The organism is Micromonospora pattaloongensis, assembly GCF_900107255.1.
In the GTDB taxonomy this organism is placed as follows: domain Bacteria; phylum Actinomycetota; class Actinomycetes; order Mycobacteriales; family Micromonosporaceae; genus Micromonospora_I; species Micromonospora_I pattaloongensis.
Genome location: NZ_FNPH01000008.1, coordinates 106,977 through 133,688 on the forward strand (window position 1 = coordinate 106,977; position 26,712 = coordinate 133,688).

Annotated in this window: 27 protein-coding genes and 1 riboswitch; of the genes, 7 read left to right on the forward strand and 20 right to left on the reverse strand. The window is 73.5% G+C overall.

Features of this window, described 5'->3' with window-relative positions:
• Positions 1-12: 12 nt before the first annotated feature.
• The 6 genes from BLW47_RS19205 to BLW47_RS19230 all read right to left on the reverse strand — a co-directional run bounded on the left by BLW47_RS19205 (position 13) and on the right by BLW47_RS19230 (position 6,191).
• Entirely contained in the window at positions 13-1,986 is a 1,974-nt protein-coding gene (locus tag BLW47_RS19205; protein ID WP_091559624.1) for an acyl-CoA dehydrogenase family protein, read from the reverse strand.
• A gap of 105 nt (positions 1,987-2,091) precedes the next feature.
• Entirely contained in the window at positions 2,092-2,622 is a 531-nt protein-coding gene (locus tag BLW47_RS19210) for a DUF6328 family protein (protein ID WP_091559627.1), read from the reverse strand.
• A 107-nt stretch (positions 2,623-2,729) separates the two neighbouring features.
• Positions 2,730-3,524 carry an AAC(3) family N-acetyltransferase gene (locus BLW47_RS19215; protein ID WP_091559629.1) on the reverse strand — a complete coding sequence of 265 codons (795 nt, stop codon included), beginning with the start codon at positions 3,522-3,524 and terminating at the stop codon, positions 2,730-2,732.
• On the reverse strand, positions 3,521-4,348 hold the full coding sequence (locus BLW47_RS19220; protein ID WP_091559632.1) for an alpha/beta hydrolase: 828 nt from the start codon (positions 4,346-4,348) through the stop codon (positions 3,521-3,523). The genes BLW47_RS19215 and BLW47_RS19220 overlap by 4 nt, the downstream gene beginning before the upstream one ends.
• A 29-nt stretch (positions 4,349-4,377) precedes the next feature.
• Positions 4,378-5,136, reverse strand: coding sequence for a TIGR03943 family putative permease subunit (locus tag BLW47_RS19225; RefSeq protein ID WP_091559635.1), 759 nt, complete (start codon positions 5,134-5,136; stop codon positions 4,378-4,380).
• Positions 5,133-6,191 (reverse strand): permease, encoded by a 1,059-nt coding sequence (locus BLW47_RS19230; protein WP_425435418.1) that lies wholly within the window; start codon positions 6,189-6,191, stop codon positions 5,133-5,135. The genes BLW47_RS19225 and BLW47_RS19230 overlap by 4 nt, the downstream gene beginning before the upstream one ends.
• A 195-nt stretch (positions 6,192-6,386) precedes the next feature.
• Positions 6,387-6,492: riboswitch (TPP riboswitch) on the forward strand.
• 74 nt (positions 6,493-6,566) lie between these two features.
• Here BLW47_RS19230 and BLW47_RS19235 point away from each other — a divergent pair.
• The 3 genes from BLW47_RS19235 to BLW47_RS19245 all read left to right on the forward strand — a co-directional run bounded on the left by BLW47_RS19235 (position 6,567) and on the right by BLW47_RS19245 (position 9,481).
• Positions 6,567-7,157 carry an ECF transporter S component gene (locus tag BLW47_RS19235; RefSeq protein ID WP_091559642.1) on the forward strand — a complete coding sequence of 197 codons (591 nt, stop codon included), beginning with the start codon at positions 6,567-6,569 and terminating at the stop codon, positions 7,155-7,157.
• 93 nt (positions 7,158-7,250) lie between these two features.
• Positions 7,251-8,675 (forward strand): ABC transporter ATP-binding protein, encoded by a 1,425-nt coding sequence (locus BLW47_RS19240; RefSeq protein ID WP_091559645.1) that lies wholly within the window; start codon positions 7,251-7,253, stop codon positions 8,673-8,675.
• A complete protein-coding gene (locus BLW47_RS19245) occupies positions 8,672-9,481 on the forward strand; it encodes an energy-coupling factor transporter transmembrane component T family protein (protein WP_091559649.1) in 810 nt (269 codons plus the stop codon). The genes BLW47_RS19240 and BLW47_RS19245 overlap by 4 nt, the downstream gene beginning before the upstream one ends.
• A 137-nt stretch (positions 9,482-9,618) precedes the next feature.
• Here BLW47_RS19245 and BLW47_RS19250 read toward each other — a convergent pair whose 3' ends face one another.
• Together BLW47_RS19250 and recO are read right to left on the reverse strand one after the other, a co-directional pair.
• Positions 9,619-10,425, reverse strand: a complete 807-nt coding sequence (locus tag BLW47_RS19250) for an isoprenyl transferase (RefSeq protein WP_091559852.1) — start codon at positions 10,423-10,425, stop codon at positions 9,619-9,621.
• A gap of 8 nt (positions 10,426-10,433) precedes the next feature.
• Positions 10,434-11,210, reverse strand: a complete 777-nt coding sequence (gene recO, locus BLW47_RS19255; RefSeq protein WP_091559653.1) for a DNA repair protein RecO — start codon at positions 11,208-11,210, stop codon at positions 10,434-10,436.
• A 133-nt stretch (positions 11,211-11,343) separates the two neighbouring features.
• On the opposite strand from recO, the gene BLW47_RS19260 reads away from it, so the two are divergent.
• Positions 11,344-12,120 carry a DUF4097 family beta strand repeat-containing protein gene (locus tag BLW47_RS19260; protein ID WP_091559657.1) on the forward strand — a complete coding sequence of 259 codons (777 nt, stop codon included), beginning with the start codon at positions 11,344-11,346 and terminating at the stop codon, positions 12,118-12,120.
• Between the two features lie 3 nt (positions 12,121-12,123).
• Here the strand turns inward: BLW47_RS19260 and BLW47_RS19265 are convergent, their stop codons facing one another.
• From BLW47_RS19265 to BLW47_RS19300, 8 genes are all read right to left on the reverse strand, one after another.
• Complete coding sequence (locus BLW47_RS19265; protein ID WP_091559661.1) at positions 12,124-13,236, reverse strand: acyltransferase family protein; 1,113 nt, start codon at positions 13,234-13,236, stop codon at positions 12,124-12,126.
• 267 nt (positions 13,237-13,503) lie between these two features.
• Entirely contained in the window at positions 13,504-14,409 is a 906-nt protein-coding gene (gene era / locus BLW47_RS19270) for a GTPase Era (RefSeq protein ID WP_091559855.1), read from the reverse strand.
• Positions 14,410-14,435: 26 nt separating this feature from the next.
• On the reverse strand, positions 14,436-14,819 hold the full coding sequence (locus BLW47_RS19275; protein WP_091559664.1) for a cytidine deaminase: 384 nt from the start codon (positions 14,817-14,819) through the stop codon (positions 14,436-14,438).
• Positions 14,819-16,225, reverse strand: coding sequence for a hemolysin family protein (locus BLW47_RS19280; protein ID WP_091559668.1), 1,407 nt, complete (start codon positions 16,223-16,225; stop codon positions 14,819-14,821). The genes BLW47_RS19275 and BLW47_RS19280 overlap by 1 nt, the downstream gene beginning before the upstream one ends.
• A complete protein-coding gene (ybeY, locus tag BLW47_RS19285; protein WP_091559672.1) occupies positions 16,225-16,692 on the reverse strand; it encodes an rRNA maturation RNase YbeY in 468 nt (155 codons plus the stop codon). Before ybeY ends, BLW47_RS19280 begins: the two co-directional genes overlap by 1 nt.
• A gap of 16 nt (positions 16,693-16,708) precedes the next feature.
• A complete protein-coding gene (locus BLW47_RS19290; RefSeq protein WP_091559675.1) occupies positions 16,709-17,770 on the reverse strand; it encodes a PhoH family protein in 1,062 nt (353 codons plus the stop codon).
• A gap of 157 nt (positions 17,771-17,927) precedes the next feature.
• Positions 17,928-19,301 carry a serine hydrolase domain-containing protein gene (locus BLW47_RS19295; RefSeq protein ID WP_091559678.1) on the reverse strand — a complete coding sequence of 458 codons (1,374 nt, stop codon included), beginning with the start codon at positions 19,299-19,301 and terminating at the stop codon, positions 17,928-17,930.
• A 101-nt stretch (positions 19,302-19,402) separates the two neighbouring features.
• Positions 19,403-19,753 (reverse strand): HIT domain-containing protein, encoded by a 351-nt coding sequence (locus BLW47_RS19300; RefSeq protein ID WP_245736774.1) that lies wholly within the window; start codon positions 19,751-19,753, stop codon positions 19,403-19,405.
• Positions 19,754-19,826: 73 nt separating this feature from the next.
• On the opposite strand from BLW47_RS19300, the gene BLW47_RS19305 reads away from it, so the two are divergent.
• Together BLW47_RS19305 and BLW47_RS19310 are read left to right on the forward strand one after the other, a co-directional pair.
• Positions 19,827-20,576: an SDR family NAD(P)-dependent oxidoreductase gene (locus BLW47_RS19305; protein WP_091559859.1), complete on the forward strand. Its 750-nt coding sequence runs from the start codon at positions 19,827-19,829 to the stop codon at positions 20,574-20,576.
• Between the two features lie 122 nt (positions 20,577-20,698).
• Complete coding sequence (locus BLW47_RS19310; RefSeq protein WP_091559685.1) at positions 20,699-21,484, forward strand: S1 family peptidase; 786 nt, start codon at positions 20,699-20,701, stop codon at positions 21,482-21,484.
• Positions 21,485-21,539: 55 nt separating this feature from the next.
• Here the strand turns inward: BLW47_RS19310 and BLW47_RS19315 are convergent, their stop codons facing one another.
• The 3 genes from BLW47_RS19315 to hrcA form a co-directional block, all read right to left on the reverse strand.
• On the reverse strand, positions 21,540-22,274 hold the full coding sequence (locus BLW47_RS19315; protein WP_091559862.1) for a 16S rRNA (uracil(1498)-N(3))-methyltransferase: 735 nt from the start codon (positions 22,272-22,274) through the stop codon (positions 21,540-21,542).
• A 107-nt stretch (positions 22,275-22,381) separates the two neighbouring features.
• Positions 22,382-23,521, reverse strand: coding sequence for a molecular chaperone DnaJ (dnaJ, locus tag BLW47_RS19320; protein WP_175543720.1), 1,140 nt, complete (start codon positions 23,519-23,521; stop codon positions 22,382-22,384).
• Positions 23,522-23,585: 64 nt separating this feature from the next.
• A complete protein-coding gene (gene hrcA / locus BLW47_RS19325) occupies positions 23,586-24,608 on the reverse strand; it encodes a heat-inducible transcriptional repressor HrcA (protein ID WP_091559694.1) in 1,023 nt (340 codons plus the stop codon).
• Positions 24,609-24,816: 208 nt separating this feature from the next.
• Between hrcA and BLW47_RS19330 the strand changes: the two genes are divergently transcribed.
• Entirely contained in the window at positions 24,817-25,428 is a 612-nt protein-coding gene (locus BLW47_RS19330; protein ID WP_091559697.1) for a DUF4870 domain-containing protein, read from the forward strand.
• Between the two features lie 48 nt (positions 25,429-25,476).
• Here the strand turns inward: BLW47_RS19330 and hemW are convergent, their stop codons facing one another.
• Positions 25,477-26,700: a radical SAM family heme chaperone HemW gene (gene hemW / locus BLW47_RS19335; RefSeq protein WP_091559700.1), complete on the reverse strand. Its 1,224-nt coding sequence runs from the start codon at positions 26,698-26,700 to the stop codon at positions 25,477-25,479.
• Between the last annotated feature and the right edge of the window lie 12 nt (positions 26,701-26,712).

The following is a 26,712-nucleotide window of genomic DNA, read 5'->3' on the forward strand; positions in this document are numbered from 1 at the left end:
GTGCGATCGACGCTAGCTGGGCGGTGGGATGCGGCGCCGGACGTCGGGGGCGGTGGCCGGGCCGGGGGTCCAGGTCGAGACCCAGGCGCGGTCGTCGGAGGGGGCGACGACGCCCTGCTCAAGGAAGGCGTAGCGGCCGTCGAGCACGCGCTTGGCGGCCGCGACGTCGACCGGGTCCGTGTTCTCCCACAGCGCCCGGAACAGCGCGTCGACGCGCAGCCGCGCCTGCCGGCAGAACAGGTCGGCCAGCTCCACGCCCTCCGGGCGGGCCTCCCGCTGCGCGTTGGCCCGCACGCAGACCGCCGAGATCGCGAAGAGCTCCGCGCCGATGTCCACGATCCGGCCCAGGAACCCCTGCTTGCGCTCCAGCTTCCCCTGCCAGCGCGACATCGCGTAGAACGTCGAGCGGGCCAGCTTGCGCGAGGCGCGCTCGGCGTAACGCAGGTGGCCGGCGAGCGCGCCGAACTCCGCGTACGCGCCGGGGTTCTGCCCCCGGCCGACCGCGAGCGTCGGCAGCCACCTCGCGTAGAACGCGCCGGCCCGCGCCCCGGCGCGGGCCTTGCGGCCCAGCCCCGCCTCCGGGTCGATGATGTCGCCGGCCACCGACAGGTGGGCGTCGACGGCCTCCCGGGCGATGAGCAGGTGCATGATCTCGGTCGAGCCCTCGAAGATCCGGTTGATCCGCAGGTCGCGCAGGATCTGCTCGACCGCGGCCGGCCGCTCGCCGCGGGCGGCGAGCGACTCCGCGGTCTCGTAGCCGCGCCCGCCCCGGATCTGCACCAGTTCGTCGGCGATCCGCCACGCCATCTCGCTGGCGTAGAGCTTCACCAGCGCCGCCTCGATCCGGATGTCGTTGCGGTCGTCGTCGGCGAGCAGGCAGCAGAGCTCCAGCATGGTCTCCATGCCGTACGTCGTGGCCGCGATGAACGCGATCTTCGTGGCCACCGCCTCGTGGGCGCCGACCGGCCGCCCCCACTGCACCCGTTCCGCCGCCCACTCCCGCGCCACGTGGAGGCACCACTTGCCGGCGCCGACGCACATCGCGGGCAACGAGAGCCGCCCGGTGTTCAACGTGGTGAGCGCGATCTTCAGACCGCGACCCTCGCCACCGATCACGTTCTCCGCCGGCACGAAGACGTCGTGGAACCGGGTCACGCTGTTCTCCAGCCCGCGCAGGCCGAGGAAGGCGTTACGGCGCTCGACGGTGATCCCCGGCGAGTCCCCCTCCACCACGAACGCGGTGATCCCGCCGCGGCGTCCCTCGCTCGCCGGGACCCGGGCCATCACGACCAGCAGGGTCGCGACCGTGCCGTTGGTGGCCCAGAGCTTGACGCCGTTGAGGCGGTAGCCGGCGCCGTCCTCCGTCGGCTCGGCCGTGGTCGCCAGCCGCGCCGGGTCGGAGCCGACGTCGGGCTCGGTCAGCAGGAACGCCGAGACCTCGCCGGCGGCGAGCCGGGGCAGGAACGTCTGCTTCTGCTCGTCGGTGCCGAAGAGCTTCAACGGCTGCGGCACGCCGATCGACTGGTGCGCCGACAGCAGCGCGCCGATCGCCGGGCTGACCGAGCCGGCCCGCATCAACGCCTGGCAGTAGTGCAGGTTCGACAGCCCGAGCCCGCCGTACTTCTCGTCGATCTTCATGCCGAAGGCCCCGAGCCGGGCGAGGCCCTGGAACACCTCGTCCGGGATGCGCGCGTCCCGCTCGATCCGCTCACCGTCCACGTCGGAGCGGACGTACTCGTCGAGCCGGCCGAGGAACTCCTCGGCCTTGGCGGTCGCGGCCGGATCCGGGGTGGGCCAGGGGTCGATCAGGTCGAGCCGGAGGCGACCGAGGAACAGCTCCTTGCCGAAACTGGGCTTGCCCCACTCCGACTCGCGCGCGGCCTCGGCGACCTGCCGCGCCTCCCGCTCGGAAACCTGCCCGGCCTCGGCCGGCAGCGGACCCACCCCGTCGGCCCCCGCGGACCGGCTGTTCTGCGTCGTGGTCACGGCTACCCCCTCGAGGTGGGTACGGCTACCAGCGCTGACTGGCAACCACGCTACTCCCGGGTAGTACCGAGGGGTAGGGGGTCATCGATGCCATCCGGGCCCCGGTCATCCCCGCGACGCGCCCGCCTCCGCCCGGACGCCCTCGTCCTCGTCGTCCTCCCCGTCGTCCTCGTCGTCCTCGTCCTCGTCGGTGTAGCGGGTGGTGACCGGGAGGATGACCCAGAAGATCAGGAACCAGATCCCGGTGACGGCGCTGAGCGCGAAGGCGACCGGGCGCGACAGGATGTAGTCGGTGATCAGCAGCACCGCACTGACCATCGCGATCAACATGAACGCCAGGCCGCCGGTCGCCATCCTGTGCGCGAAGCGGACCAGCTCCGGCTTGCGTCCCTTCCGGAACAGCGCGCGGTGGAACGCGACCGGCGAGATGATCATCGCGGTGGACGCGGCCGCGGCGAGCAGCGCGACCACGTAGACGTCCTTCTGGAACTCCGCCACCTTGGGAAAGCCGTTACTGAACGGCAGCGTCAGCAGGAACGCGAAGAGGATCTGGATCCCCGTCTGCGCCACCCGCAACTCCTGGAGCAGATCCGTGAAGTTCCGCTGCCAGCGTTGCTTTTCGCTCTCTCGCACCATCGCGCCCTCCCCATGCATCGCGAATGTGGGCGCGGAAATGCCCGGACACCGCGATGATCAAACAGGGGTCACTGGCCGCGCGCCGGATTCGCCGGTCTCGTCCAGCCTCAACGGTTCGCGGCCAGCCAGCGCACCGCGAAGTCCACCGCGTCGCGTTGGCGCATCAGCCGGCACTGCGCGCTGCCGACCTCACCGGCCCGCACCAGGCCGGCCGTGTCCAGGTCCTCGCCGAGCAGGTCGAAGTCGCTCTCGTCGAGCGCCACGTCCTCCCACCACACCCACTCCCGGCCGTCGTCGGCGGTACGCACGGCCGCACCCACCCGCTCCCGCGGCGGGTCCGGTCGCCGGTACTCGGCCAGGTGCAACGAGGTGTTCGAGTCGTGCCCCACGCCGAGCAGCAGCACGTCGGCGTCGAGCTCGTAGAGACGGGCCAGCGGCGAGCGCTCGCCGAGCATGTCGGCGCGGGCGTGCCCGCCGACGACCTGCTCGGCGCGCGGCCCCACCGCCGCGAAGGAGACCTGCGGGTGGTCGCTGCGGCGCGCCCCCGGCCAGGCGCGCACCGCCTCGGCGATCACCCCCATCCAGCGGCTCGGCGTGGCGGCGGCGTCGAAGCCCGGCATCTCGTCGCGGATCACCGGCCACCACTCGCGCGGCACCGGAGGATTGCGCCACGTCGCCGGATCGGTGTTCTCCGGGGTGTGCGTCGGCACCACGAGCGTGCCGTCCGGGCCGAGCGCGTCCCGCAACGCGAGCACCACCGCGTGCGGTCCACCACAGACCCAGCCGAGCGGGCGCAGCGCCGAGTGCACCAGCAGCGTCGAACCGGGGCGCACCCCCAGGCGGCGCAGATCCGCCGCGAGCGAGCTGCGAGTGCGCGGCCAGGCCGTGCCGCTGATCGTCATGCCGTTCCCCGCCCGACCCGGGCCAGGATCGCCTCGGTGAGCGGACCGGGCGCCTGGTCCGGGATCCAGTGCGACACCCCGGTGAGCCGCACGAACCGGTAGTCACCGCGGACGCCGTCGCCGCACGCCAGGGCCGCCCGCGCCCCGACGGCCGCATCGCGGTCGCTCCACACGTACGTCGTCGGCACCGTCACCGGTCCGATGTCGGCGAAGTCCCGCCGCGACAGCGCCCGGTACCAGTTCAACGCCGCGGTCAGCGCCCCCGGCGCGCGCATCGGCGCCACATACGTGTCGACCCGATCCCGCGGCACGCCCCGCAGCACCAGGCGCAGCCCGGCCGCGTCGCGTCCCAGCAGCACCCGCTCCGCGAGGCGCGGCCGTTGGAAGAGCCGCATGTACGCGAACCGTGCCCGCTGGCCGAAGCCGGTCGAGAGCGCCCGCCCCAACGCCCGCGGATGCGGCACGGAGATGGCGGTGAGAGTGCGGACCCGTGCCGGTTGCCGGGCGGCCAACTGCCAGCCGACGACCGCCCCCCAGTCGTGGCCGACGACGTGCGCCGCGTCCACCCCGAGCGCGTCGAGCACCGCCGTCGCGTCCGCGACGCACTCCGCGATCCGGTAGTCGGCCGCCTCCGCCGGGCGCGCGCCCGGCGAGTAGCCCCGCTGATCCAGCGCGTACGTGCGCAGCCCGGCGTGCAGGGCAGGGAGAACGTGCACCCACTCGCCGCTGTGCTGCGGGAATCCGTGCAGCAACAGCATGGGCTCACCGTCGTCCGGGCCGCCGACGTGCACGTCGAACCGCAATCCACGCGCGGCGATCTGCATGACCGGCAGCCTACCGTCGATCGACGCCGCTACTCGTACTGCTGCTTCGGGACGGGGATCTCCCGCCACGACTCCACCCTCAGGTACGGGATGCTCTCGCCGTTGACCGGATCGCTCTCGGTGCGCGGGCTGTAGCCGCCGACCACCTCCACCCAGGTGTCCGCGGCAAGCCCGGCCGGCGCCTCGCCCTCCAGGCCCACCTTGATCGGGCGGCCGTCGGCGGCACAGCAGGACAGGATGATCCGCGCCAGCATGGGCTGCCCGTCCGGCCCGGTCGCGACGAAGCCGCTGAGCTGCACGCGGCGCTGCCCGAGCGAGGCGCCCTCGTCGAAGATCGCCCGGGAGGCGTAGTCGAGGACACTGATCTTCACCGGGTCGCCCTCGGGCAGCGGCGGATAGTCGGAGAGCTGCTGCCCGGCCAGCGCCGTGCCCGCCTGCGCGGCCGCGTACGACCCGAGCGCCGGCGGCGAGACCAGCAGCAGGCCGAGCACCGGCAGGATCAGCAGCCAGCCCACCCGTGGCTCGTGGTGCCCGTTCCCATGATCGTGGCCGTGGTGCTCGTGGCCGTGGTCGTGCTCAGGGCCGCCCTCGGTGGCCGGGGTGGGCCGGCGGCGCCGGAGGTCGTACCAGAGGGTCATCACCGCGGCCGCGATCAGCAGCAGGCCCGCGACGATCAGGAACGGCCGCAACCCCTCCTTGACGTACCGCAGATACATGTCGGTGACGCTCGCCTTCACGACGGCCCCACCGAACAGCAGCAGCACCACCGCCTGCGCCTGCCGGTTCACAGCAGCACCCCTCCGACGGCCACCGCGACCAGCACCGCGATCGCGAGCGTCGCCGGGGCGAAGCGCAGCGCGAACCGGCGGCCGAAGGTGCCCGCCTGCATCGAGATCAGCTTGAGGTCGACCATCGGCCCGACGACCAGGAACACCAGTCGCGACGTGAGCGAGAACTGCGACAGCGAGGCGGCGACGAACGCGTCGGCCTCCGAGCAGATGGAGAGCAGCACCGCGAGGAGCGCGAGCGCGATCACCGACAGCACCGGTTCGTCGGCGAGCCGCTGCAACCACACCTCGGGCACGATCACGTTGATGGTGGCCGCCGCCATCGCGCCCAGCACCAGGAAGCCGCCCGCGTGCATGACGTCGTGGCGCACCGCGGCCCAGAACGCGCGGCCCCGGGACAGGTCGTCGAGGTCGGGACGGTGCGGCAGTTTGATCCAGTCGGCGCGGCCCAGCCGCAGCCAGAGCCAGCCCATCACCATCGCGACGATCAGACTGGCCACGCCGCGCCCGACGACCATCTCCGGGTTGCGCGGAAACGCCACCGCGGTCGCCGTCAGCACGATCGGGTTGATCGCCGGCGCGGCCAGCAGGAACGCCAGGGCGGCCGCCGGGGTCACGCCCCGGCGGATCAGCGACCCGGCGATCGGCACCGAACCGCACTCGCAGCCGGGGAGCACGACCCCGGCGGCGCTGGCGACCGGCACGGCGAGCGCGGGATGCTTCGGCAGCGCCTTCGCCCAGAACGACCGGGGCACGAAGACCGCGATGACCGCGGAGAGCGCCACCCCGAAGACCAGGAACGGCATCGCCTGGACCATCACGGAGACGAAGACCGTGGTCCAGGTCTGCAGCCGGGCGTCGGAGATCAGGCTCGCGATCGGGCCCCGGAAGAGGACCAGCAGGATCAGCAGGACGGCGAGCACCTCGATGGAGCCGACGCGATCGCCGAACAGCCGGCGACGCGGCGGCCGGCCGGCTCCTCGCGGGGGCTCGCCGGTCCGGAGGCCATCGGCCGGCGGCGCCGGCCGGGTGGCCGGAGAATCGGCGGCGGTCACGGCCGATATGCCCCCTTCGCTCGACGGACTGTCGGTGCCCGGCCGGGCCATCCGGACCATCGCCGGGTGCAGACCCGCCGGGGGAAGCCCGGGGGGCAGCTCACCATAACCCGGACACCCCGCCCGCCGGTGACGCCGCGCGTGACCAGGCTGTTAACGGTCGCGCGGCGGGTGCTAGCGTCAGCGAGACAACTTCACATCCGACAGGGGAGCGCACAGCGCTGAGAGTGCGGGTCACGCCCGCAGACCCTCGAACCTGATCTGGGTAATGCCAGCGCAGGGAGTTCGGTCGATCCTCCAGCCGCGCCATGACCGCCGACATCACGGTCATGGCGTGCGTCCTCTCCTGGTTCGATAGGACTGGGAGCGCAACTCATGACTCAACCCACCGGCAACCGCTGGCGCACCGTCGACATCGTGGTCGCGTCGGTCATCGCCGTGGCTTTCGGCGTGGTTTTCTGGGCATGGAACATCGTCTGGAGGGCCACAGACCCCGCCTTCGCCTTCTTCCCGCCGGCCCAGACGCTCATCTACGGCGTCTGGCTGATGCCGGCCGTGATCGGCGGGCTGGTGATCCGCAAGCCCGGCGCCGCGCTCTACTGCGAGACGCTCGCGGCGGTCATCTCGGCGTTGCTGGGCAGCCAGTGGGCCGGCACGGTCATCCCCCAGGGGATCGTCCAGGGGATCGGCGCGGAGTTGGCGTTCGCGGCATTCCGCTACCGCTCGTTCCGGATGCCCACGGCCGTCCTCGCCGGCGCGCTGACCGGCCTGAGCGCCGCGCTGTTCGACTTCGTCGTCTGGAACGCCGAGACCGATCTCACGAGCTACCGACTTCCCTATGCTCTGCTCACCATCGTCAGCTCGACTGTTATCGCGGGTTTCGGCGCGTGGGCCCTGACCCGGGCGCTGGCGCAGACCGGCGTGCTGGACCGCTTTCCCGCCGGCCGCGAACGCAGGGCCGTCTGACCCGTGCGGACCGACGCGTGATCAAGGGATCGGCAGCCGCAACGCGCGCCGTGTCGTGCCGCCGATCCCTTGATCAACCGGAAGGGGGCGGGCGTGGGCGCGGTTGAGCTGCGCGGGTTCGGGTGGCGGCACGCCGGCCGGAAGGCCTGGGCGGTGCGCGGCGTGGACCTGCGGATCGAGCACGGCGAACGGGTGCTGCTGCTCGGCCCCTCCGGGGCCGGCAAGAGCACGCTGCTCGCCGCGCTCGCCGGGCTGCTCCCCGAGGACTCGGGCGAGCAGAAGGGCACCGCCGAGATCGACGGGCTGGATCCGCGCAAGGCGCGCGAGCGGGTCGGCATGGTCTTCCAGGACCCGGAGACCCAGCTCGTGATGGCGCGCTGCGGCGACGACGTCGCGTTCGGGCTGGAGAACCGCGGCGTGCCGGCCGAGGAGATCTGGCCGCGGGTCGACGAGGCGCTGCGCCGGGTCGGCTTCCCGTACGGCCGCGACCGGCCCACCGCCGCGCTCTCCGGCGGCGAGCAGCAGCGGCTCGCGCTCGCCGGCACGCTCGCCCTCCGGCCCGACCTGCTGCTGCTCGACGAGCCGACCGCGAACCTCGACCCGGTCGGCGCGACGCTGGTCCGCGAGGCGGTCGCCGGAGCGGTTCGCGGCGACACCACCCTGATCCTCGTCGAGCACCGGGTCGCGGAGGCGCTCCCGCTGGTCGACCGGGTCGTGGTGCTCACTCCCGGCGGCGGGGTGACCGCCGACGGCCCGCCCGACGCGGTATTCGCGGCGCACGGCGAGGCGCTGGCGGCGGCCGGGGTCTGGGTGCCCGGCCGCCCGGTCCAGCCACGCCGGGCCACCGCGCCCACCGGCGACACGCTGATCACCGCGGAGCGGCTCGGCCTGCCACCCCGGCTGCGCCCGACCGACCTGACCGTACGGGCCGGCGAGGCGCTCGCCGTGCTCGGCCCGAACGGGGCCGGCAAGTCCACGCTGGCGCTGCTGCTCGGCGGGCTGGTCAAGCCGGGCGTCGGCCGGGTCGTCGCCACGTCCGCGCTCGCCGGCCGCGACGCCGGCACTCCCCCGCACCGGTGGCGGGCGCCGGCGCTGGCCACCCGGATCGGCTCGGTCTTCCAGGACCCCGAGCACCAGTTCGTCACCCGCACCGTCTTCGACGAGCTGGCGCTGGGGCCGCGCCGCACCGGGCGGTCGGAGGCGGAGACGAGGTCCGTCGTGAACGACCTGCTGGTGCGGCTGCGGCTGGACCGGCTCGCCGGCGCCAACCCGTACACCCTCTCCGGCGGGGAGGCGCGGCGGCTGGGCGTCGCCACCGCCCTGGCCACCGCGCCCCGCCTGCTGGTGCTCGACGAGCCCACCTTCGGCCAGGACCGGCGCACCTGGCTGGAGCTGGTCGAGCTGCTCGCGGGGCTGCGCGACGCGGGCCACGGCATCGTGACGGTGACCCACGACGCGGAGTTCGTGGCGTCGCTGGCGGACCGGCACGTGGCGCTGGAGCGGAGCGGAACGCGGTGACCGAGTCACCGCTCGCCGCGCCGATCGCGGAGGCCGGCGCGCCGCTGGCCCGCCGCAATCCGGTCGCGAAGCTCGGCGCCGCGCTCGTGTTCTCGCTCGCGCTGCTGGCCACGGTGGACCCGGTCGCCCCGGCGATCGCGATCGCCATCGAGCTGGCCGTGCTCCCGCTCTTCGGGGTCCGCTACCGGGTCCTGGCCCGGCGGGCCTGGCCGCTGCTCGTCGGCGCGGTCGGCATCGTGGTCACGCTCGTGCTCTTCGCCGCCGAGCGGGACGGCGCGGTGCTCGTCGACGCCGGCCCCGTCGTGGTCACCACCGGGGTGCTGATGACCGCGCTCGGGCTGGTGCTGCGGATGCTCGCGGTGGCGCTCCCCGGCGTGATCGTCTTCGCCACCACCGACCCGACCGATCTGGCCGACGCGCTGATCCAGAACGTGAAGACGTCGCCGCGCTTCGCCATCGGCGCGCTCGCCGCGTTCCGGCTGCTCCCGCTGCTCGGCATGGAATGGCAGATGCTGACGCTGGCGCGGCGGGCGCGCGGCGTGGACGCCGGCCGCAACCCGCTGGCCAAGCTGCGGCTCTTCGCGTCCACCGCGTTCGCGCTGCTGGTCGGGGCGATCCGCCGCGGCACCCGGCTCGCGACCGCGATGGACGCGCGCGGCTTCGACGCCGGCACCCCGCGCACCGTGGCCCGGCGGCAGCGCTTCACCGCCGCGGACGCGGCGCTGATCATCGTGGCCGGCGCGCTGGCCGGGCTCGCGCTGACCGTGAGCGTCCTGCTCGGCACGTTCCGGCCACTGATCGGCTGACCGGCACACATCGCCGAAGTCGCATGCCCGACCCCCGGCTGCGCGGGGCCCCAGGAGCGGGTGCATCTGTTGTCGCTGGAACGACGACAGACGCACCCGCAGCGGGGTCGGATCAACGGCGGCGGAACGCGCAGGCCTCAGGCGGAGGGCGGGACCGGGTTCGGCAGGGCGCCGCCGAAGCGCCGGTCGCGTTGGGCGTAGAGCTCGCAGGCGTACCAGAGGTGACGGCGGTCGAAGTCCGGCCAGAGCGTGTCCAGGAAGACCAGCTCGGCGTACGCGGACTGCCAGAGCAGGAAGTTGGAGGTGCGCTGCTCGCCGGAGGGGCGCAGGAAGAGATCGACGTCGGGGACCTCGGGGTGGTAGAGGTAGCGCGCGATCATTTTCTCGTTGACCTTGTCCGGGTCGACCCTGCCGGCCGCCACGTCCCGGGCGATCGCGGCCGCCGCGTCGGCGATCTCCGCCTGGCCACCGTAGTTCACGCAGAACTGCAGCGTCAGCGTCGAGTTGCCCCGCGACATCTCCTCGGCGGTCTGCAGCTCGCTGATCACGCTCTTCCAGAGCCGCCCGGCCCGGCCCGACCAGACCACCCGGACCCCGAGGTCGACGAGCTGGTCGCGGCGGCGCCGGATCACGTCGCGGTTGAAGCCCATCAGGAAGCGCACCTCGTCCGGCGAGCGCCGCCAGTTCTCGGTGGAGAAGGCGTACGCCGACAGGTAGGGGATGCCGAGCTCGATCGCGCCCTCGATCGTGTCGAAGAGCGAGAACTCCCCCTGCTCGTGCCCCTTCGTGCGGGGCAGGCCGCGCTCCTTGGCCCACCGGCCGTTGCCATCCATCACGACCGCCACGTGCCGGGGCAGAGCGTCGGCGGGCAGCGCCGGCGGCCGGGCGCCGGAGGGGTGCGGGGTGGGCGGCGTGGGCTCGCGCCGCGCGCGGCGACGGCTCATGGACTTGATCAAGAGCGCTCTCCTGGGTTCCGGTCGACCAGCGGCAGCGAGCGTAACCCGCGCTCCAGGTGCCATTGCAGGTGCGCGGCGACCAGGCCGCTGCACTCGCGCCGGGTGGCGGGCTCGGCGGCGTCCGCCACCCGCCAGTCGCCCGAGGTGAGCGCGGACATCAGGTCGATGGTGGCGGGCGCCGGATGGGCGGCGCCGGGTGGGCGGCAGTCCGGGCAGACACAACCCCCGGCCGGTACGGAGAACGCGCGGTGCTGCCCGGGCGTGCCGCACACGGCGCACTCCACCAGCGCGGGCGCCCAGCCGGCGAGGCTCATGCCGCGCAGCAGGTACGCGTCGAGCACCAGCGTCGCGGCGTGCTCGGCGTCGGCGAGCGCCCGCAGCGCGCCGAGGGTGAGCAGGAAGAGCCGCAGCGACGGCTCGCCCTCGACCGGGGTGAGCCGTTCGGCGGTCTCCGCGATCGCGCTCGCCGCCGTGTAGCGCGGATAGTCCTCGAGGAACCGCTTGCCGTACAGGTTGATCCCCTCGACCTGGCTCACCGACTGCAGCGCCGGGCCGTGCCCGTCGGGATCGCCGGCGAGCTGCACGTCGATGTGGCCGAACGGCTCCAGGCGGGCACCGAACCGCGAGGTGGTGCGGCGTACGCCGCGGGCGACCGCCCGGAGGCGGCCGTGCCGGCGGGTCAGCAGCGTGATGATGCGGTCCGATTCGCCCAGTTTCTGGACGCGCAGCACCACCGCGTCGTCGCGGTAGAGCGGGCGGCGGTATCCGGGCACCCCGCCATTCTGCCCCGCCCGCCGGCGCGGATGATCTGCCGACGCCCCTGATGCGCGTCTCAGGGTCGGCTCCGGGTGCGCTCGTGGGGCGCGCCGGATGTGCCCCGGCGCCCACCGGCCGTAGCGTCCGGTCATGGATTCCTCGCGGACCTTCGCCGCCGCGCTCGGCGCCGCCGCCCTCGTCGCGCTGCCCGGTTGCGCCGTGCTCGCCGAACGGCAGCTCGACTTCACCGACACGGAGGCGGTGAAGATCACCGAGATCACGATCGCGCCCGGCAGCGGCGACATCGTCATCCGCACCGGCCCGGTGTCGGCGGTGCGGATCAAGCGGGAGGTGCGCTACCGCGGCGACGAGCCGGGGGCGACCTACCGGATCGACGGCGCCGTGCTGGCCGTGGAGACCGACTGCGGCCGCCAGTGCAGCGTCTCGTACGACATCCTCGCCCCGGAGGGCGTGTCCGTGCGCGGCGAGAACGGGTCGGGCGACCTGGAGCTGACGGACGTGTCGGCCATCGACGTCACGGTCGGCTCGGGGGACATCACCGTGATCCGGCCCTCCGGGGCGGTCACGGCGCGGACGGGCTCGGGCGACATCCGGCTGGTGGACGCGGCCGGCGGGGTCTCGGCGCGCACGGGTTCGGGCTCGATCGACGCACACGGCCTCGGTCGGAGCCGGGTCGACGCGGAGACCGGCTCGGGCGACATCACGCTCGGGCTGACGAGCCCGGCCGACGTGCGGGCGCACGCGTCCAGCGGGTCGATCGAGCTGACGGTGCCGTCGGCCGGCTACCGGGTGGCGGTGACCACCGGCTCGGGCAGCAGGAACGTGGACGTGACGCACGAGCCGGCCGGCGCGCACCTGCTGGAGCTGGAGACCGGAAGCGGCGACGTCACGGTGCGGCGACGCTGACGCTCACCGCCCGGCCGCGACCGCGTCGGCCGGCGCGGTCGCGGCCGGGACAGCCGGGCCGGGCCGGAGCCCGGAGGGGGTGCCGATCTCCCGGGTGACCACCGGCGCGGTCGCCGGGCGGCGGGGTGCGGGCAGCACCGCGAGCCGGCGCCGCGCGGCGAGGTCCTCGACCCACCCGAACAGCACCACCGCGAGGGCGACCAGCAGCGCCAGCAGCGTCAGTTGCAGCGCGAGTCCCGGCCACGTCGTGCGGTTCACGCCGAACGGCGCGGTCAGCGCGAAGATGCCGAGCAGGATCGGCATGTGCCACAGGTAGATGGTCAGCGCCCGCTGGTTGAGCACGGTGACCGCCCGGGCGAACGCGGCGCTGCGGTCGATCCAGGCGGCGCGGCCCGGCGCCAGGCCGAGCAGGATCAGCACGAAACCGATCGACCAGAGGGCGTTGCCGAGCGGGATGTCGTTGATGTCGTAGCCGCGCGGCCCGGGGTGGGTGAAGATCCAGCCGGCGCCGGCGGCACCGAGAGCGGCGGCGATCCCAACGAGCGCCCGGCGCGACATCCGCCGGAGCATTCCGTCGTGGTGAGCGAAGCCGAGCAGCCAGGCGCCGAAGTAGAGCCCGATGTCCCGCACCACCGGGTGCACCCCGAGCCCGCCGAACTCGACGACGAGCAGCAGCAGGTACGGCGCGACCAGCGTGGGCACCGGGAAGCGTCGGAACAGCGGCAGGGCCAGCGGGGAGAGCAGCACGAACCAGAGGTAGTCGCGCAGATACCAGATCGGGCTCAACGCCAGCGCGCCCCAGCTGTTGGTCGGCGCGTCGGTCAGCGGCAGCAGCCAGTACAGGAGCCGCCAGTTGACCGTCAGTCCGGTGAGCAGCATGGCCGGCACGAAGATCGCCGCGAGCAGCCACAGCGACGGCAGCAGTCGGCGCAGACGGCGAAGCACCGCCGCGGGACCGGAGCGGTCCAACGAGGCGGCCATCAGGGATCCGGCGAGGGCGAACATCACGGACATCGCCGGGAACACCAGGGACAGGGAGGCCCAGCCCGTGGCGTGGTAGACGACAACTCGGATGATTGCCAGAAAGCGCAGCAGATCCAGGTATCTGTTTCGCATCAACTCATACGTATCGCAGGAACCTGGGAACGGCATCCCAGGAAGTCACAGGGGTCGCTACCGACCTACCCAGGTCGGGACAGCGGGGAACGCCCCGGCCGTAACCGGACGGGTGAAAAAATCCACACTCGCGGGATTGTCAGCGCGGCACGCCGAGCGGCCGCGTACAGAAGTGGGCGCGCCGTCCGGTCCGGCCGGCGCGGGCGCCCCGGCAGGCGCGGCGCGGTGTCGGGGCGGCGAACGCGTCGCGTCGACCGTCCCGGCGCGTCAGAAGCCGAGCTTGCGCAGCTGCTTCGGGTCGCGCTGCCAGTCCTTCGCGACCCGGACGTGCAGGTCCAGGTAGACGCGCTTGTCCAGCAGCGCCTCGATCTCCTGCCGCGCGCGCGTGCCCACCTGCTTGAGCCGGCTCGCCTTCGCCCCGATCACGATCGCCTTCTGGCTCGGGCGCTCCACGTAGACGTCCGCGTAGATCTTCGTGACCGCGCCCTCCTGGAGCATCTCCTCGACCACCACCGCGATGGAGTGCGGCAGCTCGTCGCGGACGCCCTCCAGGGCGGCCTCCCGGATCAACTCGCCGATCAGCACCTGCTCCGGCTCGTCGGTGAGCATGTCGTCGGGGTAGAGCTGCGGCGACGGGGGCAGGTAGCGGGCCATCACGTCGACCAGCGTGTCGACCTGGTGGCCGGAGACGGCGCTGACCGGCACGATGTCGGCGAAGTCGCCGAGCTCGCTGACCGCGAGCAGCTGCTCGGCCAGCCGCTTCTTGTCGACGAGGTCGGTCTTGGTGACCACGGCGAGCACGGTGGCCTTGAGCGCTGCGATCTCGCCGGTGATGAAGCGGTCGCCCCGCCCGATGGGCTCGTTGGCGGGGATGCAGAGGCCGATCACGTCGACCTCGCTCCACGTCTCCCGGACCAGGTCGTTGAGGCGCTCGCCGAGCAGCGTGCGGGGCCGGTGCAGGCCCGGCGTGTCGACGAGCACGAGCTGGCCGTCCGGCCGGTGCAGCACGGCGCGGATCACGTGCCGGGTGGTCTGCGGCTTGTTGGAGGTGATCGCGATCTTCTGGCCGACGATCGCATTGGTCAGCGTGGACTTGCCGGCGTTCGGCCGGCCGACGAAGCACGCGAATCCGGCGCGGTAGGTCGGCGCGTCCCGGCGCGCCGGCGCCGCCACCGGGGCGGCGCGCCCGTCGGGGGCGCTCACTCCTGCACCGTCCCGAGGATCGTGCCGTCCGGGGCGGCCACGTGGATCGGCGCGTCGGCGCTGATGTCCCGGACGGCGGCGTGGCCGGCGCCGTCGAGCGTCGAGGCCTCGGTGACCACGGCGGCCGCCTCCAACCGGGTGGCGCCGGCCGCGGCCGCGGACGCCACCGCGAGCTGCAGCGCGGTGATGGTCAGCGACGGCAGCGACACGCTCGCCGCCGCGTACGTCCGGCCGTCCTGGTCGCGGACGGCGGCGCCCTCGATCGCCCCGACCCGGGCGCGGGCGCCGCGGGCCAACGTGACGAGCTTCGCGTCCTCGGCGCTCAGCTCCGGGGCGGACGCGGGGGCCGCCCCGGCGGGCGCGGCGGATGACTCGGACATCAACGGGTTGCCTCTCCTCGGACCAGCTCTGGTGCTCGTTCCGCCGCCCCGGCCCGGCCATCCGGGCCCGACGCGTCGAACTCGGACCCCTCGGGTCCGTCGGATTCGGTGCTGCGGCGCACGAGCACGGAGTCGATGCGGTTACGCCGGCCGGCGGTCCCCTCGGCGACGAGCCGCAACCCGCCCACCGTAGCGGCCGCCCCGGGGATCGGCACCCGGCCCAGCGCCTGGGCCAGCAGACCCCCCACGGTCTCGACCTCGTCGGCCGGCAACTCGACGTCGAAGAGCTCGCCGAGATCCTCGATGGGAAGCCGGGCGGTGACGCGGACGGCCCCGTCCGGGAGGCGCTCGATCGGCGGACGCTCCACGTCGTACTCGTCGGTGATCTCGCCGACGATCTCCTCGAGGATGTCCTCGATGGTCACCAGGCCGCCGGTCCCGCCGTACTCGTCGACCACGATCACCAGGTGGGTGCGGGCGGCCTGCATCTCGGAGAGCAGGTCGTCGACGGGCTTGGACTCCGGCACGAAGATCGCCTCGCGCATCAGCTCGACGACCGGGACGAGGTCGCTTCGCGGGTCGCCGCTCTGCACGCGGCGGATCACGTCCTTGAGGTAGACGATGCCCAGCACGTCGTCGACGTTCTCGCCGATGACCGGGATCCGGGAGAAGCCGGAACGCAGGAAGAGCGCGAGCGCCTGGCGCAGCGTCTTCGTCGACTCGATCCAGACCATCTCGGTGCGCGGCACCATCACCTCGCGGGCGATGGTGTCGCCGAGCGCGAAGACGGAGTGGATCATCTGGCGCTCGCCGTGCTCCACCACGCCGCGCTGCTCGGCCAGGTCCACCAGCTCGCGCAGCTCGACCTGGGTCGCGAACGGGCCCTCGCGGAAGCCGCGCCCGGGGGTGACCGCGTTGCCGATCAGGATGAGCAGGGAGGCCAGCGGGTTGAGCGCCCGGCCCAGCCCGCGCACCAGCGGCGCGGTGGCGCGGCCGACGGCGTAGGCGTGCTGGCGTCCGAGCGTGCGCGGCGCCACCCCGACCACGACGAAGCTGACGACGGTCATCGCGCCCGCGGTGACCAGCGCGGCCGTCCAGCCGGCGCCGAAGGTGTCGACCGCGACCAGCGCCACCAGCGTCGTGGCGGTCAGCTCGCAGAGCAGCCGCAACAGCAACAGCAGGTTGAGATGGCGGACGACGTCGGAGGCGACGATCTGCAACGCCCGCGCCCCGCGCACCTTGTCGCGGGCCAGCTCGGCGGCGCGCGCCGGCGAGACGGCGACCAGCGCGGCGTCGGTCATCGCGAAGATCCCGGCCAGCACGAACAGCCCGGCGGCGAAGACCAGCAGTTGCAGGTCGGGTAGGCCGGAGACGGCCGCCGCCGGCGCCGCTGAAGCGCCGCCCACTACCGGGTCTGCGCGGCCCGCCAGCTGGTCAGCAGCCGGGCCTGCAGCGCGAACATCTCGCGCTCCTCGTCGGGCTCGGCGTGGTCGTAGCCGAGCAGGTGCAGGACGCCGTGCACGGTCAGCAGGTGCAGCTCGTCGGCGGGCGAGTGCCCGGCCGCCGCCGCCTGCTTCTCCGCGACGTCGGGGCAGAGCACGATGTCGCCGAGCAGCCCCGGCTCGCCCGCGCTCACTTCGCCCGGACCGTGGTCGACGCTCCCCTCGTCCATGGGGAACGCGAGCACGTCGGTCGGGCCGTCCCCACCCATCCAGCGGTGGTTGAGCTCCGTCATGTACTCCACGTCGACGAGCAGGATGGAGAGCTCGGCGAGCGGGTTGACCCCCATCTCGTTGAGCGCGTGGCGGGCCACGGCGAGCACGGCGTCGGTGTCGACCTCGACGCCCGACTCGTTGGCGATCTCGATGGACAACTGATCCCCCGGTGAGTTATCGACGCCGGTTCGCGCGGCCGCCGTGTTGTGCGGTCCGGCCCGGCACGGCGTGCACGCCCTGGCCCTGCTGGACCTCGCGCTCGGCGTCGTAGCGCGCGTACGCGTCCACGATGTCGCTGACCAGCTTGTGCCGGACGACGTCGGCGCTGCCCAGCTGTGCGAAGTGCACGTCCTCCAGCCCTTCCAGGATGCCCCGCACGATCTTCAGACCGCTGGTGACGCCGCCGGGCAGGTCGACCTGGGTCACGTCGCCGGTCACGACGATCTTGGAGCCGAAGCCGAGCCGGGTCAGGAACATCTTCATCTGCTCGGGCGTGGTGTTCTGCGCCTCGTCGAGAATGATGAACGCATCGTTGAGGGTGCGACCGCGCATGTACGCCAGCGGGGCGACCTCGATCGTGCCCGCCGCCATCAGCTTCGGGATCGACTCCGGGTCGAGCATGTCGTGCAGCGCGTCGTAGAGCGGGCGCAGGTACGGGTCGATCTTCTCGGAGAGGGTGCCGGGCAGGAAGCCCAGCCGCTCCCCCGCCTCGACGGCGGGCCGGGTCAGGATGATCCGGTTGACCTGCTTGGCCTGCAGCGCCTGCACGGCCTTCGCCATCGCCAGGTAGGTCTTGCCGGTGCCGGCGGGGCCGAGGCCGAACACGATCGTGTTCGCGTCGATCGCGTCGACGTACCGCTTCTGGCCCAGCGTCTTCGGACGGATCGTCCGCCCCCGCCGGGACAGGATGTTGAGGGTGAGGACATCGGCGGGCCGCTCGGTGGTGCCCTGCGCGAGCATCCCCACGGTGCGCCGGACGGCGTCGGTGGTCAGTGTTTCGCCCTTCTCAATCAGCTCGATCAGCTCACTGAAGAGGCGCTCAGCGACCGCGTTCTCCGCGGGAGCGCCGGTGATCGTGATCTCGTTGCCGCGCACGTGGACGTCGCTGTCGACCGATCGTTCGACCAGCCGCAGGATCTCGTCTCCTGCGCCGAGGAGGTTAACCATGATCTGCGGATCGGGAACCGTGATCCTGGTCTGCACCCGGGCGGGCCCGGGAGGTGGGGTGCCGGTCATAGGTCGGCCCGCGGGCCTACGCCACCTGCTCTCGATCTCGGTGCCGCCCCCTTGTGGCGCGGCATGCGGACGTGTTTCCCATCGTATCGGCTCAACGCCGGACGCACCGCGTCCATTTCCACGCGTCCCGCGCCCCTGTACCCCGGTTCAGCAGCGACTACGGCTCGCTCACCGGCACGCCGTCGAAGGTCTCCTGCGTACGGGTGAACCGGTACGTCGCCCAGTGCATCCGCACCACCGCGCCCGAGCCGTCCCGGGTGAGCCGCAGCAGCTCGCCCACCTCCCGCCCGGAGACCGTACGCAGCACGTCCGGCTGGTCCGGCAGCGGCGCGAAGACCGCCGGGGGCCTGCCCGCCGGGTCGTCCGCCCCGCGCGCCCGCAGGGCCCCGTCGCGCCAGAAGAAGACGTGCTCGAAGCCCTCGCCCCACCAGCGCCCGAGCACCGACCGGTACGCCGCCGGTGCCGGCTCCCCCGGCGTCCAGGGCACGATCTCGGCCGGGTCCTCCCGGACGGCGGCCTCCAGCAGCCGGTGCGGCAGCTCCAGCGTCGCCGCAGCGGTCCCCGAGGAGCCCAGCACCGCGCAGCCCATCGCGCCGGGTGTGCCGGCGCCGCCGCGCCGGCCGTAGACCGCGGCGAGGAAACCGGGCATCGCCCCGTCGTGCCCCACGTGCATCACCCGGTCCCCCTGTGGCAGCAGGATCAGGCCGAGCCCGAACCCGGCCGCCCAGAGCGACTCGTCGGTCACCGTCGCCGGCCACCGCATCTCGTCCAGCGTCGCGGCCCGCAGCACCTCGGCGCGCGGGTCGAGCGCCGCCGGGTCGGCGAGGAAGGCGGCCCAGCGGGCCATGTCGCCGGCGGTGCTCCAGAGCTGCGCCGCCGGTGCGACCGCGCCGAAGTCGGCGGGCGGCTCCGGGCGGGCGTGATCCGAGTACGCGTCGACGAGGAATCCGGTGACGGCCTCGGGACCGGGGGCGACGGCGGTCCCGGTGAGCCCGAGCGGGGTGAGGATCCGGTCCGCCAGCACCTCGGCCCAGGTGCCACCGCGCAGCCGGGCCACCGCGTGCCCGAGCAGCGACAGCCCCAGGTTGGAGTAGTGGTAGCGCCGTCCCGACGGCAGCACCCGCTCGGCGCGGGCGAGGTCCGCGATCAACCCGCCGACGTCGGGGGCGCGCAGGGTGTCCCAGACGTCACCGTACGGCTCGCGCTGCAGGCCGGCGGTGTGCGACAGCAGCCGGCGCACGGTCAGCTCGCCGTGGGCGGGCACCTCCAGGTGACGCCCGATCGGGTCGTCGAGGTCGAGCAGCCCGTCGTCGCGGGCCTGCAGGACCAGCACGGCGGTGAACGTCTTGGTCACCGATCCGATCCGGAAGCGGCTGGCCGGGGTCAGTGGGGCATCCGTGCCGGTCCCGCCCACCGCGCAGCTCCAGAGCGGACGGTCGGCCCGGTGCAGCGCCGCGGCGAGCGCGGGCACCCGCGACTCCGCCTGGGTCTGCCGCACCATCCGCTCCAGCCGGCGGCCCACGTCAGCCATCCCGCTCCCCTTCCAAGATCACCCGCAGCATACTCCCGGCGAAGGGAAGGGCCCCTCGTTATCGGTTGTCGACGCGGAAGGGCGCCGTCCCAACGCCGGCGTCAGCGGGCGAGCATCGGGCCCAGCGGGGCGCCGCCCAACACGTGCGCGTGCGCGTGGAACACCTCCTGGCCGCCGTACCGGCCGGTGTTGAACATCAACCGGAAGCCGTCCGGGCGCAGCCCCTCGGCCTCGGCCACCTCGGCGGCGGTCGCCAGCACGTCGCCGGCGAGCGCCGGGTCGGCCAGGGCCAGCGCGGCCACGTCCGCGTGGTGCTCCTTCGGGATCACCAGGACGTGCACCGGGGCCTTCGGGTCGAGGTCGCGGAACGCCAGCGTGGTCTCGGTCTCGCGCACCACGGTGGTCGGGAGCTCGCCGGCGACGATCCGGCAGAAGACGCAGTCAGTGTTCACCCAGGCATGGTAGGCAGGGCCACGCGGGGCGTCACGCGACGGGCGAATTGCCGCAGCCGGCATGATGGGGCGCATGACGGGACGAGCGGTGCTGGTGACGGGGTCCTCCCGGGGGATCGGGCGGGCGGTGGCGGCGGCCTTCGCCGCGAGCGGCGACCGGGTGGCGGTGCACCACCGCGACTCGGCGGAGCTGGCCGAACAACTGGTGGCGTCGCTGCCCGGCGAGGGCCACGTGGTGCTCCGCGCCGACCTGACCGACCCGGCGGCGGTGCAACGCATGGTGGACGGCGCCGCCGAGCGGCTCGGCGGGCTGGACGTACTGGTCAACAACGCCGGCGTCTACCAGCCGCACCCGGTCCTCGACACCACGTACGAACAGTGGCAGCAGCAGTGGCGGCACACGTTGGACACCAACCTGGTCGGCGCCGCGAACGCCATCTGGTGCGCCGCCCGGCACATGCGCCAGCGGGGCGGACGGATCATCAACGTCTCCTCGCGCGGCGCGTTCCGCGGCGAGCCGAACCAGCCGGCGTACGGCGCCAGCAAGGCCGCGCTCAACTCGCTCACCCAGTCGCTCGCGGTGGCGCTCGGCCCGTACGGCATCGCGGTGGCCGCCGTCGCGCCCGGCTTCGTCGAGACCGACATGACCAACGAGCACCTCAAGGCGGAGCGGGGCGCGGCGATCCGCGCGCAGAGCCCGTTCAACCGCGTCGCCCGCCCGCAGGAGATCGCCGCCGCCGTCCACTGGCTCGCCTCGCCCGAGGCCGAGTGGGCCTCCGGCACGATCATCGACCTGAACGGAGCGTCCTACCTGCGCAGTTGAGCGCGTCGCTATGACGCAACTGGTATGCCATCGACTTATTGTCATGTCTCTATCGCGCTTCGTACGCTGCCGGCACTGATCATCGGCGTGTCCGTGACACGTCCACCCGGCTGGAGGAGCGCATGGTTCGTTGGCAGAAGTTGTTCGGCGCGGCCGCCGCCGCGCTGACCGCGATGGCGTTCGGCGGTGCCGCGGTGGCCTCCCCGGCCGCGGCCGCGCCGGAGTCCGACGTCACGCCGTTCGTCGTCGGCGGCACCCGGGCCGCCGAGGGTGAGTTCCCGTTCATGGTGCGGCTCTCGATGGGCTGCGGCGGGGCGCTCTACACCACGCAGATCGTGCTCACCGCCGCGCACTGCGTGGGCCGGACCGGCGCGAACACCAGCATCACCGCCACGATGGGCTCGGTCGACCTGCAGTCGTCGAGCCGGATCACCGTCCGGTCCACGTACGTCTACCGCGCGCCGGGCTACAACGGCAGTGGCAAGGACTGGGCGCTGATCAAGCTGGCCAGCCCGGTCAACCTGCCGACGCTGAAGATCGCCACCACCACCGCGTACAACAGCGGCACCTTCACGGTCGCCGGCTGGGGCGCGAACCGCGAGGGCGGCTCGCAGCAGCGCTACCTGCTCAAGGCGCAGGTGCCGTTCGTCAGCGACACGAGCTGCCGGCAGTCCTACCCGGACCTGATCCCGAGCGAGGAGATCTGCGCGGGCTACCCGCAGGGCGGGACGGACACCTGCCAGGGTGACTCGGGCGGCCCCATGTTCCGCCGCGACGCGGCGAACGCCTGGATCCAGGTCGGCATCGTCAGCTGGGGCAACGGCTGCGCCCGCCCGAACTACCCGGGCGTCTACACCGAGGTGAGCACGTTCGCCTCGCAGATCGCCTCGGCCGCGGCCAGCTTGTGACGCCCGCCGCCCCGGTCCCGCGGGTCGACCCGACGGCGGGACCGGGGCGGCCCCGTCACCAGCGGCCGAGCCGCGCCGACAGCACGGCCAGCGCGGCCACCCCCGCCGTCGAGGTGCGCAGCACCGACTCGCCGAGCCGGACCGGCCGCGCCCCGGCCTCCTCGAACACGCTCAGCTCGGTGCGGTCGATGCCGCCCTCGGGTCCGACCACCAGTACGACGTCCCCGCCCGTCGGCAGTTCCACGGTCGCCAGCCGCAGCTCCGCCTCCTCGTGCAGCACGAGCGGCGCGGCGGCGGCGGAGAGCCGTCGGGCGACCGCGCCGGTCGACTCGTCGGGGTCTCCCGCGATCACCGGCAGCCACGGCCGCCGCGCCTGCTTGGCGGCCTCGCGCGCGGTCGCCACCCACTTGTCGCGGGCCCGCGCGCCCCGGTCGCCGCGCCACTGCGCCACGGACCGGGCGGCCGCCCAGGGCACGATCTCGTCCACCCCGACCTCGGTCATCGCCTGCACGGCGAGTTCGCCGCGGTCGCCCTTGGCGATGCCCTGCGCCACCACGAGCCGCGGGGCGGGCGCGGGGACGTACCGGCGGGAGCCGACCGCGACGTCGAGCCGGCCGCGGCCGACCGCGGTGACCACGGCGGTGGCGATGCCGCCGCGGCCGTCCGCGAGCAGCAACTCCTCCCCCGCGCGCAACCGCTGCACGGTGGCGGCGTGGTGCCCCTCGGGTCCGTCGAGGGTGAGGAAGTCACCGGAGGGCAGCGACTCGACCAGGAACAGCGGCGCGCTCACCGGCAAAGGCTAGCCGGGCCCCGGGAAGATCCGCGTGATCAGGGTGCTTCGCACGGGGCGCGCCGGCGACGCGCGCGAGCTACTTTCTGATCACGCGGATCTTGGGGTTAGGCGTGGCCGTTGAAGGCGTCGCGCATGCGGGAGAAGAAGCCGCCCTGCTTGCTGAGCTCGGCTACCTCTTCGCCGCGGGTTTTGGCGAAGTCGCGGAGAATGCGTTCCTGGTCGGCGTCCAGCTTCGTGGGAGTGCGCACGTCCAGGTGCACGTAGAGGTCGCCGCGGCCGGTGCCGCGCAGGTGCGGCACGCCGCGGGCGCGCAGCCGCAGCGTCGCGCCCGGCTGGGTGCCCGGCTTGACGTCGACCGGCTCCTCGCTGTCCAGCGTCTTGATGGTCAGCCGGGTGCCCAGCGCCGCCGCGGTCATCGGGACCGTGACCCGGCAGTGCAGATCGTCGCCCTTGCGCGAGTAGACGTCGTGCGGCCGCTCGTGGATCTCGACGTACAGGTCACCGGCGGTGCCGCCGCCGGGGCCCACCTCGCCCTGCTGGGCGAGCCGGATCCGCATCCCGTCCTCCACCCCCGCGGGGATCTTGACGGTCAGCGAGCGGCGGGTGCGGACCCGGCCGTCGCCGGCGCAGGTCGGGCAGGGGCTCGGGATGACCGTGCCGTAGCCCTGGCAGACGGTGCACGGGCGGGACGAGACGACCTGGCCGAGGAAGGTGCGCTGGATGGACTGCACCTCGCCGCGTCCCCCGCACGCCTCACAGGTCGCGAGGTGGGTGCCGGCGGCCGTGCCGGCGCCGGAGCAGGTGGTGCAGACCACCGCCGTGTCGACGGTGATCGGGGCCTCGACGCCGAAGGCGGTCTCGTTGAGGTCCAACTCCAGACGCAGGATCGCGTCCGAGCCGGGGCGGGTGCGCGGCCGCGGGCCGCGCGACGCGCCGCCGGCCGCGCCGAAGAAGGCGTCCATGATGTCCTGGAAGCCGACGAACGGGCCCGCGCCCGGGCCGCCCGGGCCGGCGCCGCCGCCGCCGGGCGCCAGCGGGTCGCCGCCGAGGTCGACGATCTGCCGCTTCTGGTCGTCCGAGAGGACCTCGTACGCCGCGTTGATGTCCTTGAACTTCTCGTGCGCCTCCGGGTCCGGGTTGACGTCCGGGTGGTACTGGCGCGCCAGCTTCCGGTAGGCCCGCTTGATCTCGTCGTCGGAGGCGTCCCGGTTGACGCCGAGAATCCCGTAGTAGTCCTTGGCCACAGCGTTCCGTGTCCTCATGTCAGTCTCGGTTGCAGTCCACCGGTGGTGCCGAGCCCCGGCGCCGTCAGTTCTGGGCCAGCAGGTCGCCCACGTAGCGTGCCACGGCACGCACGGTGGCGATCGTGCCGGGGTAGTCCATCCGGGTCGGCCCCAGCACGCCGAGGCCGCCGACGATCGTCGCCCCCGGACCATAACCGGTGCTCACCACCGACGCGGCCCGAAGATTGTCGATCTCGTTCTCGTCGCCGATGCGCACCCGCATGGTGCTCGGCTCGACCTCGCCGATCAGCTTGAGCAGGACGACCTCCTCCTCGAGCGCCTCGAGCACCGGACGCAGCGAGCCCTGGAAGTCGAGGATGCCCCCTCGGGTCAGGTTAGCCGTGCCGGCGAGCGCGATGCGCTCCTCGTGCCGTTCCACGAGGGTCTCCAGCAGCACCGTCGCCAGGGTGGTCATGGCCGGGCGCAGGTGGGAGGCGGACTCCTCGACCAGCGCCTGCACCAGCGGCGGGGTGTCGGAGAGCCGCTGGCCGCCGAGCTTCTCGTTGACCAGGCGGCGCAGGTCGGTGACGTCGTCGGCGGGGACCGGGGCGGGTAGCTCGACCAGCCGCTGCTCGACCCGGCCGGTGTCCGCGATCATGACGAGCATGAGCCGGGTGGTGGAGATCGGCACCAGCTCCAGGTGGCGGACCGAGGAGCGGGCGAGGCTGGGGTACTGCACGACGGCGACCTGCCGGGTCAGCTGGGCGAGCAGCCGGACGGTGCGGTGCACCACGTCGTCGAGGTCGACCGCGCCGATCAGGAAGCGCTCGATCGCCCGGCGCTCGGCCGGGCTGAGCGGCTTGACCCGGGAGAGCCGGTCCACGAAGAGGCGGTAGCCGCGGTCGGTCGGGACGCGGCCGGCGCTGGTGTGCGGCTGCCGGATGTAGCCCTCGTCTTCCAGCACCGCCATATCGTTGCGCACCGTGGCCGGCGACACGCCGAGCCGGTGACGCTCGACGAGCGCCTTGCTGCCGACGGGCTCCTGCGTCGCCACGTAGTCCTCGACGATGGCACGGAGCACGGCGAGCTTCCGGTCGTCGAGACCCATGTCCACCTCCTCATGCCATGGGGGCGCACCGAGCGGTGCTGGCACTCGACTGTAGCGAGTGCCAGCATACGTCGCCCGCCACGCGGACGCGATGATCACTTTGTGCCGGCCCGTGAAATGCCCGACAAATCGGCACACGCGGGCGCGCGGCGCGCGGAGACCGAGTGTTGGATGGCGAGCGCTCGCCGCGAGCCCCTACCGTGACGTCATGACGCAACCACCTCACCCCCCGGGGGACGACTCCGGCGCCACGCCGCACCCGACCTCCCCGCCGCCCGGTCCGGGGTCCTACCCGACGTCGGGCGAGACGGGCGGCGCCGGCTACCCGCCGCCCCCGCCGTACGACATGCCGCCCCCGCCACCCGGCGGTTACCCGCCTCCCGGTGGCTATCCCCCGCCCGGTGGCTACCCGCCCCCCGGCGGCTATCCCCCGCCCGGCGCCGCCGGGCAGCCCGGCGGTTACTACGCGGGCGGCGGCGTGCCGGTGGGATACGCCAACAACGACGAGAAGACGTGGGCGCTGCTCGCGCACTTCGGCGGCATCGTGCTGGGCTTCATCGCACCGCTGATCGCGATGCTCGCCAAGGGCAACGAGTCGCCCACCGTGCGGGCGCACGCCGTCGAGGCGCTCAACTTCCAGATCACCTGGGCGATCGCCACGGTGGTCGCGACGGTCCTCGCGGTGTGCTCGTTCGGCATCCTGTTCTTCCTGCCGTTCGTCACCTGGATCGTGATCATCATCTTCTCGGTGATCGGCGGCATCCGGGCGAACGAGGGCGTGCTCTACCGCTACCCCATGACCATCCGCATGGTGAAGTGACCCACGACGGGGCCCGGCCAGCCGCCGGGCCCCGGCCACAGGGCACCCTCAGGGCAACAGGTCCCGGACGACGGCGTCGGCGAGGAGCCGCCCGCGCAGGGTCAGCACGGCCCGGCCGGCCGCGTACTCCGGCCCGGCGAGCAGGCCGTCGGCCAACGCCCGCGCCGCGCCCGCCCGGCCCGCGTCGTCGAGCACCGACAGCGGCAGTCCGGAGGCCAGCCGCAGCCGCAGCATCACGTCCTCGAGGTGCCGGTCCCCCGCGCTGAGCAGCTCGCGCCCCTGCCCCGGCGCGGCCCCGGCGGCCAGCCGGCCGGCGTACGCGCCGGGGTGCTTGACGTTCCACCAGCGCACCCCGCCGACGTGGCTGTGCGCCCCCGGCCCGAGGCCCCACCAGTCGCCGCCGGTCCAGTAGAGCAGGTTGTGCCGGCACCGGGCCTCCGGCGACGTCGCCCAGTTCGACACCTCGTACCAGGAGAAGCCGGCCGCGCCGAGCGCCTCCTCCGCCGCGAGATACCGGTCGGCGGCCACGTCGTCGGACGGGTACGGCAGTTCGCCGCGGCGCATCCGGGCCGCCAGCCGCGTCCCGTCCTCCACGATCAGCGCGTACGCGCTGACATGGTCGACGCCGGCGCCCACGACCGCCGCCAGGGAGCCGGCGAAGTCCTGGGCGCTCTCGCCCGGCGTGCCGTAGATCAGGTCCAGGTTGATGTGGTCGAACCCGGCGTCGCGCGCCTCGGCGGCCGCGGCCACGGCCCGGCCGGCGGTGTGCCGCCGGTCCAGCACGGCGAGCACACCGGCCGCGGCGGACTGCATACCCAGCGAGATCCGGGTGTAGCCGGCCGCGCGCAGCGCCTTGAGCGACGCCGGCGACACCGACTCCGGGTTGGCCTCGGTGGTCACCTCGGCGTCCGCGGCGAGGCCCCAGGTGGCGTCGATGCCGTCGAGGATCCGGGCGAGATCGTCCGGCGGCAGCAGCGTCGGGGTGCCGCCGCCGACGAAGACGGTGTCCACCCGTCGGGGCGGGGCGTCGCCGAGGACCCGGCGGGCCAGCGCGAGCTCCGCCAGCACGCTGTCGGCGTACGTCTCCCGGCTGGCGCCGCCGCCCAGCTCCGCCGCCGTGTACGTGTTGAAGTCGCAGTACCCGCAGCGACTGGCGCAGAACGGGACGTGCACGTACACACCGAAACCCCGCTCGCCGACCGCGTCGAGCGCGGCGGCGGGCAGCGACCCGTCGGTGGGCACGGGTTCGCCGTCGGGAAGGACTCCTGGCATCCGACTAGTGTG

Coding starts and splice junctions, on each gene's coding strand:
- BLW47_RS19275 (WP_091559664.1), bottom strand. CDS start 14,819: ATGTCCGAGTCATCCGCCGCGCCCGCCGGGGCGGCCCCCGCGTCCGCC.
- BLW47_RS19305 (WP_091559859.1), top strand. CDS start 19,827: ATGACGGGACGAGCGGTGCTGGTGACGGGGTCCTCCCGGGGGATCGGG.
- BLW47_RS19220 (WP_091559632.1), bottom strand. CDS start 4,348: ATGCAGATCGCCGCGCGTGGATTGCGGTTCGACGTGCACGTCGGCGGC.
- BLW47_RS19330 (WP_091559697.1), top strand. CDS start 24,817: ATGACGCAACCACCTCACCCCCCGGGGGACGACTCCGGCGCCACGCCG.
- BLW47_RS19235 (WP_091559642.1), top strand. CDS start 6,567: ATGACTCAACCCACCGGCAACCGCTGGCGCACCGTCGACATCGTGGTC.
- hrcA (WP_091559694.1), bottom strand. CDS start 24,608: ATGGGTCTCGACGACCGGAAGCTCGCCGTGCTCCGTGCCATCGTCGAG.
- BLW47_RS19265 (WP_091559661.1), bottom strand. CDS start 13,236: ATGCGAAACAGATACCTGGATCTGCTGCGCTTTCTGGCAATCATCCGA.
- BLW47_RS19290 (WP_091559675.1), bottom strand. CDS start 17,770: ATGACCGGCACCCCACCTCCCGGGCCCGCCCGGGTGCAGACCAGGATC.
- BLW47_RS19215 (WP_091559629.1), bottom strand. CDS start 3,524: ATGACGATCAGCGGCACGGCCTGGCCGCGCACTCGCAGCTCGCTCGCG.
- BLW47_RS19250 (WP_091559852.1), bottom strand. CDS start 10,425: ATGAGCCGTCGCCGCGCGCGGCGCGAGCCCACGCCGCCCACCCCGCAC.
- hemW (WP_091559700.1), bottom strand. CDS start 26,700: ATGCCAGGAGTCCTTCCCGACGGCGAACCCGTGCCCACCGACGGGTCG.
- BLW47_RS19295 (WP_091559678.1), bottom strand. CDS start 19,301: ATGGCTGACGTGGGCCGCCGGCTGGAGCGGATGGTGCGGCAGACCCAG.
- BLW47_RS19260 (WP_091559657.1), top strand. CDS start 11,344: ATGGATTCCTCGCGGACCTTCGCCGCCGCGCTCGGCGCCGCCGCCCTC.
- BLW47_RS19310 (WP_091559685.1), top strand. CDS start 20,699: ATGGTTCGTTGGCAGAAGTTGTTCGGCGCGGCCGCCGCCGCGCTGACC.
- BLW47_RS19210 (WP_091559627.1), bottom strand. CDS start 2,622: ATGGTGCGAGAGAGCGAAAAGCAACGCTGGCAGCGGAACTTCACGGAT.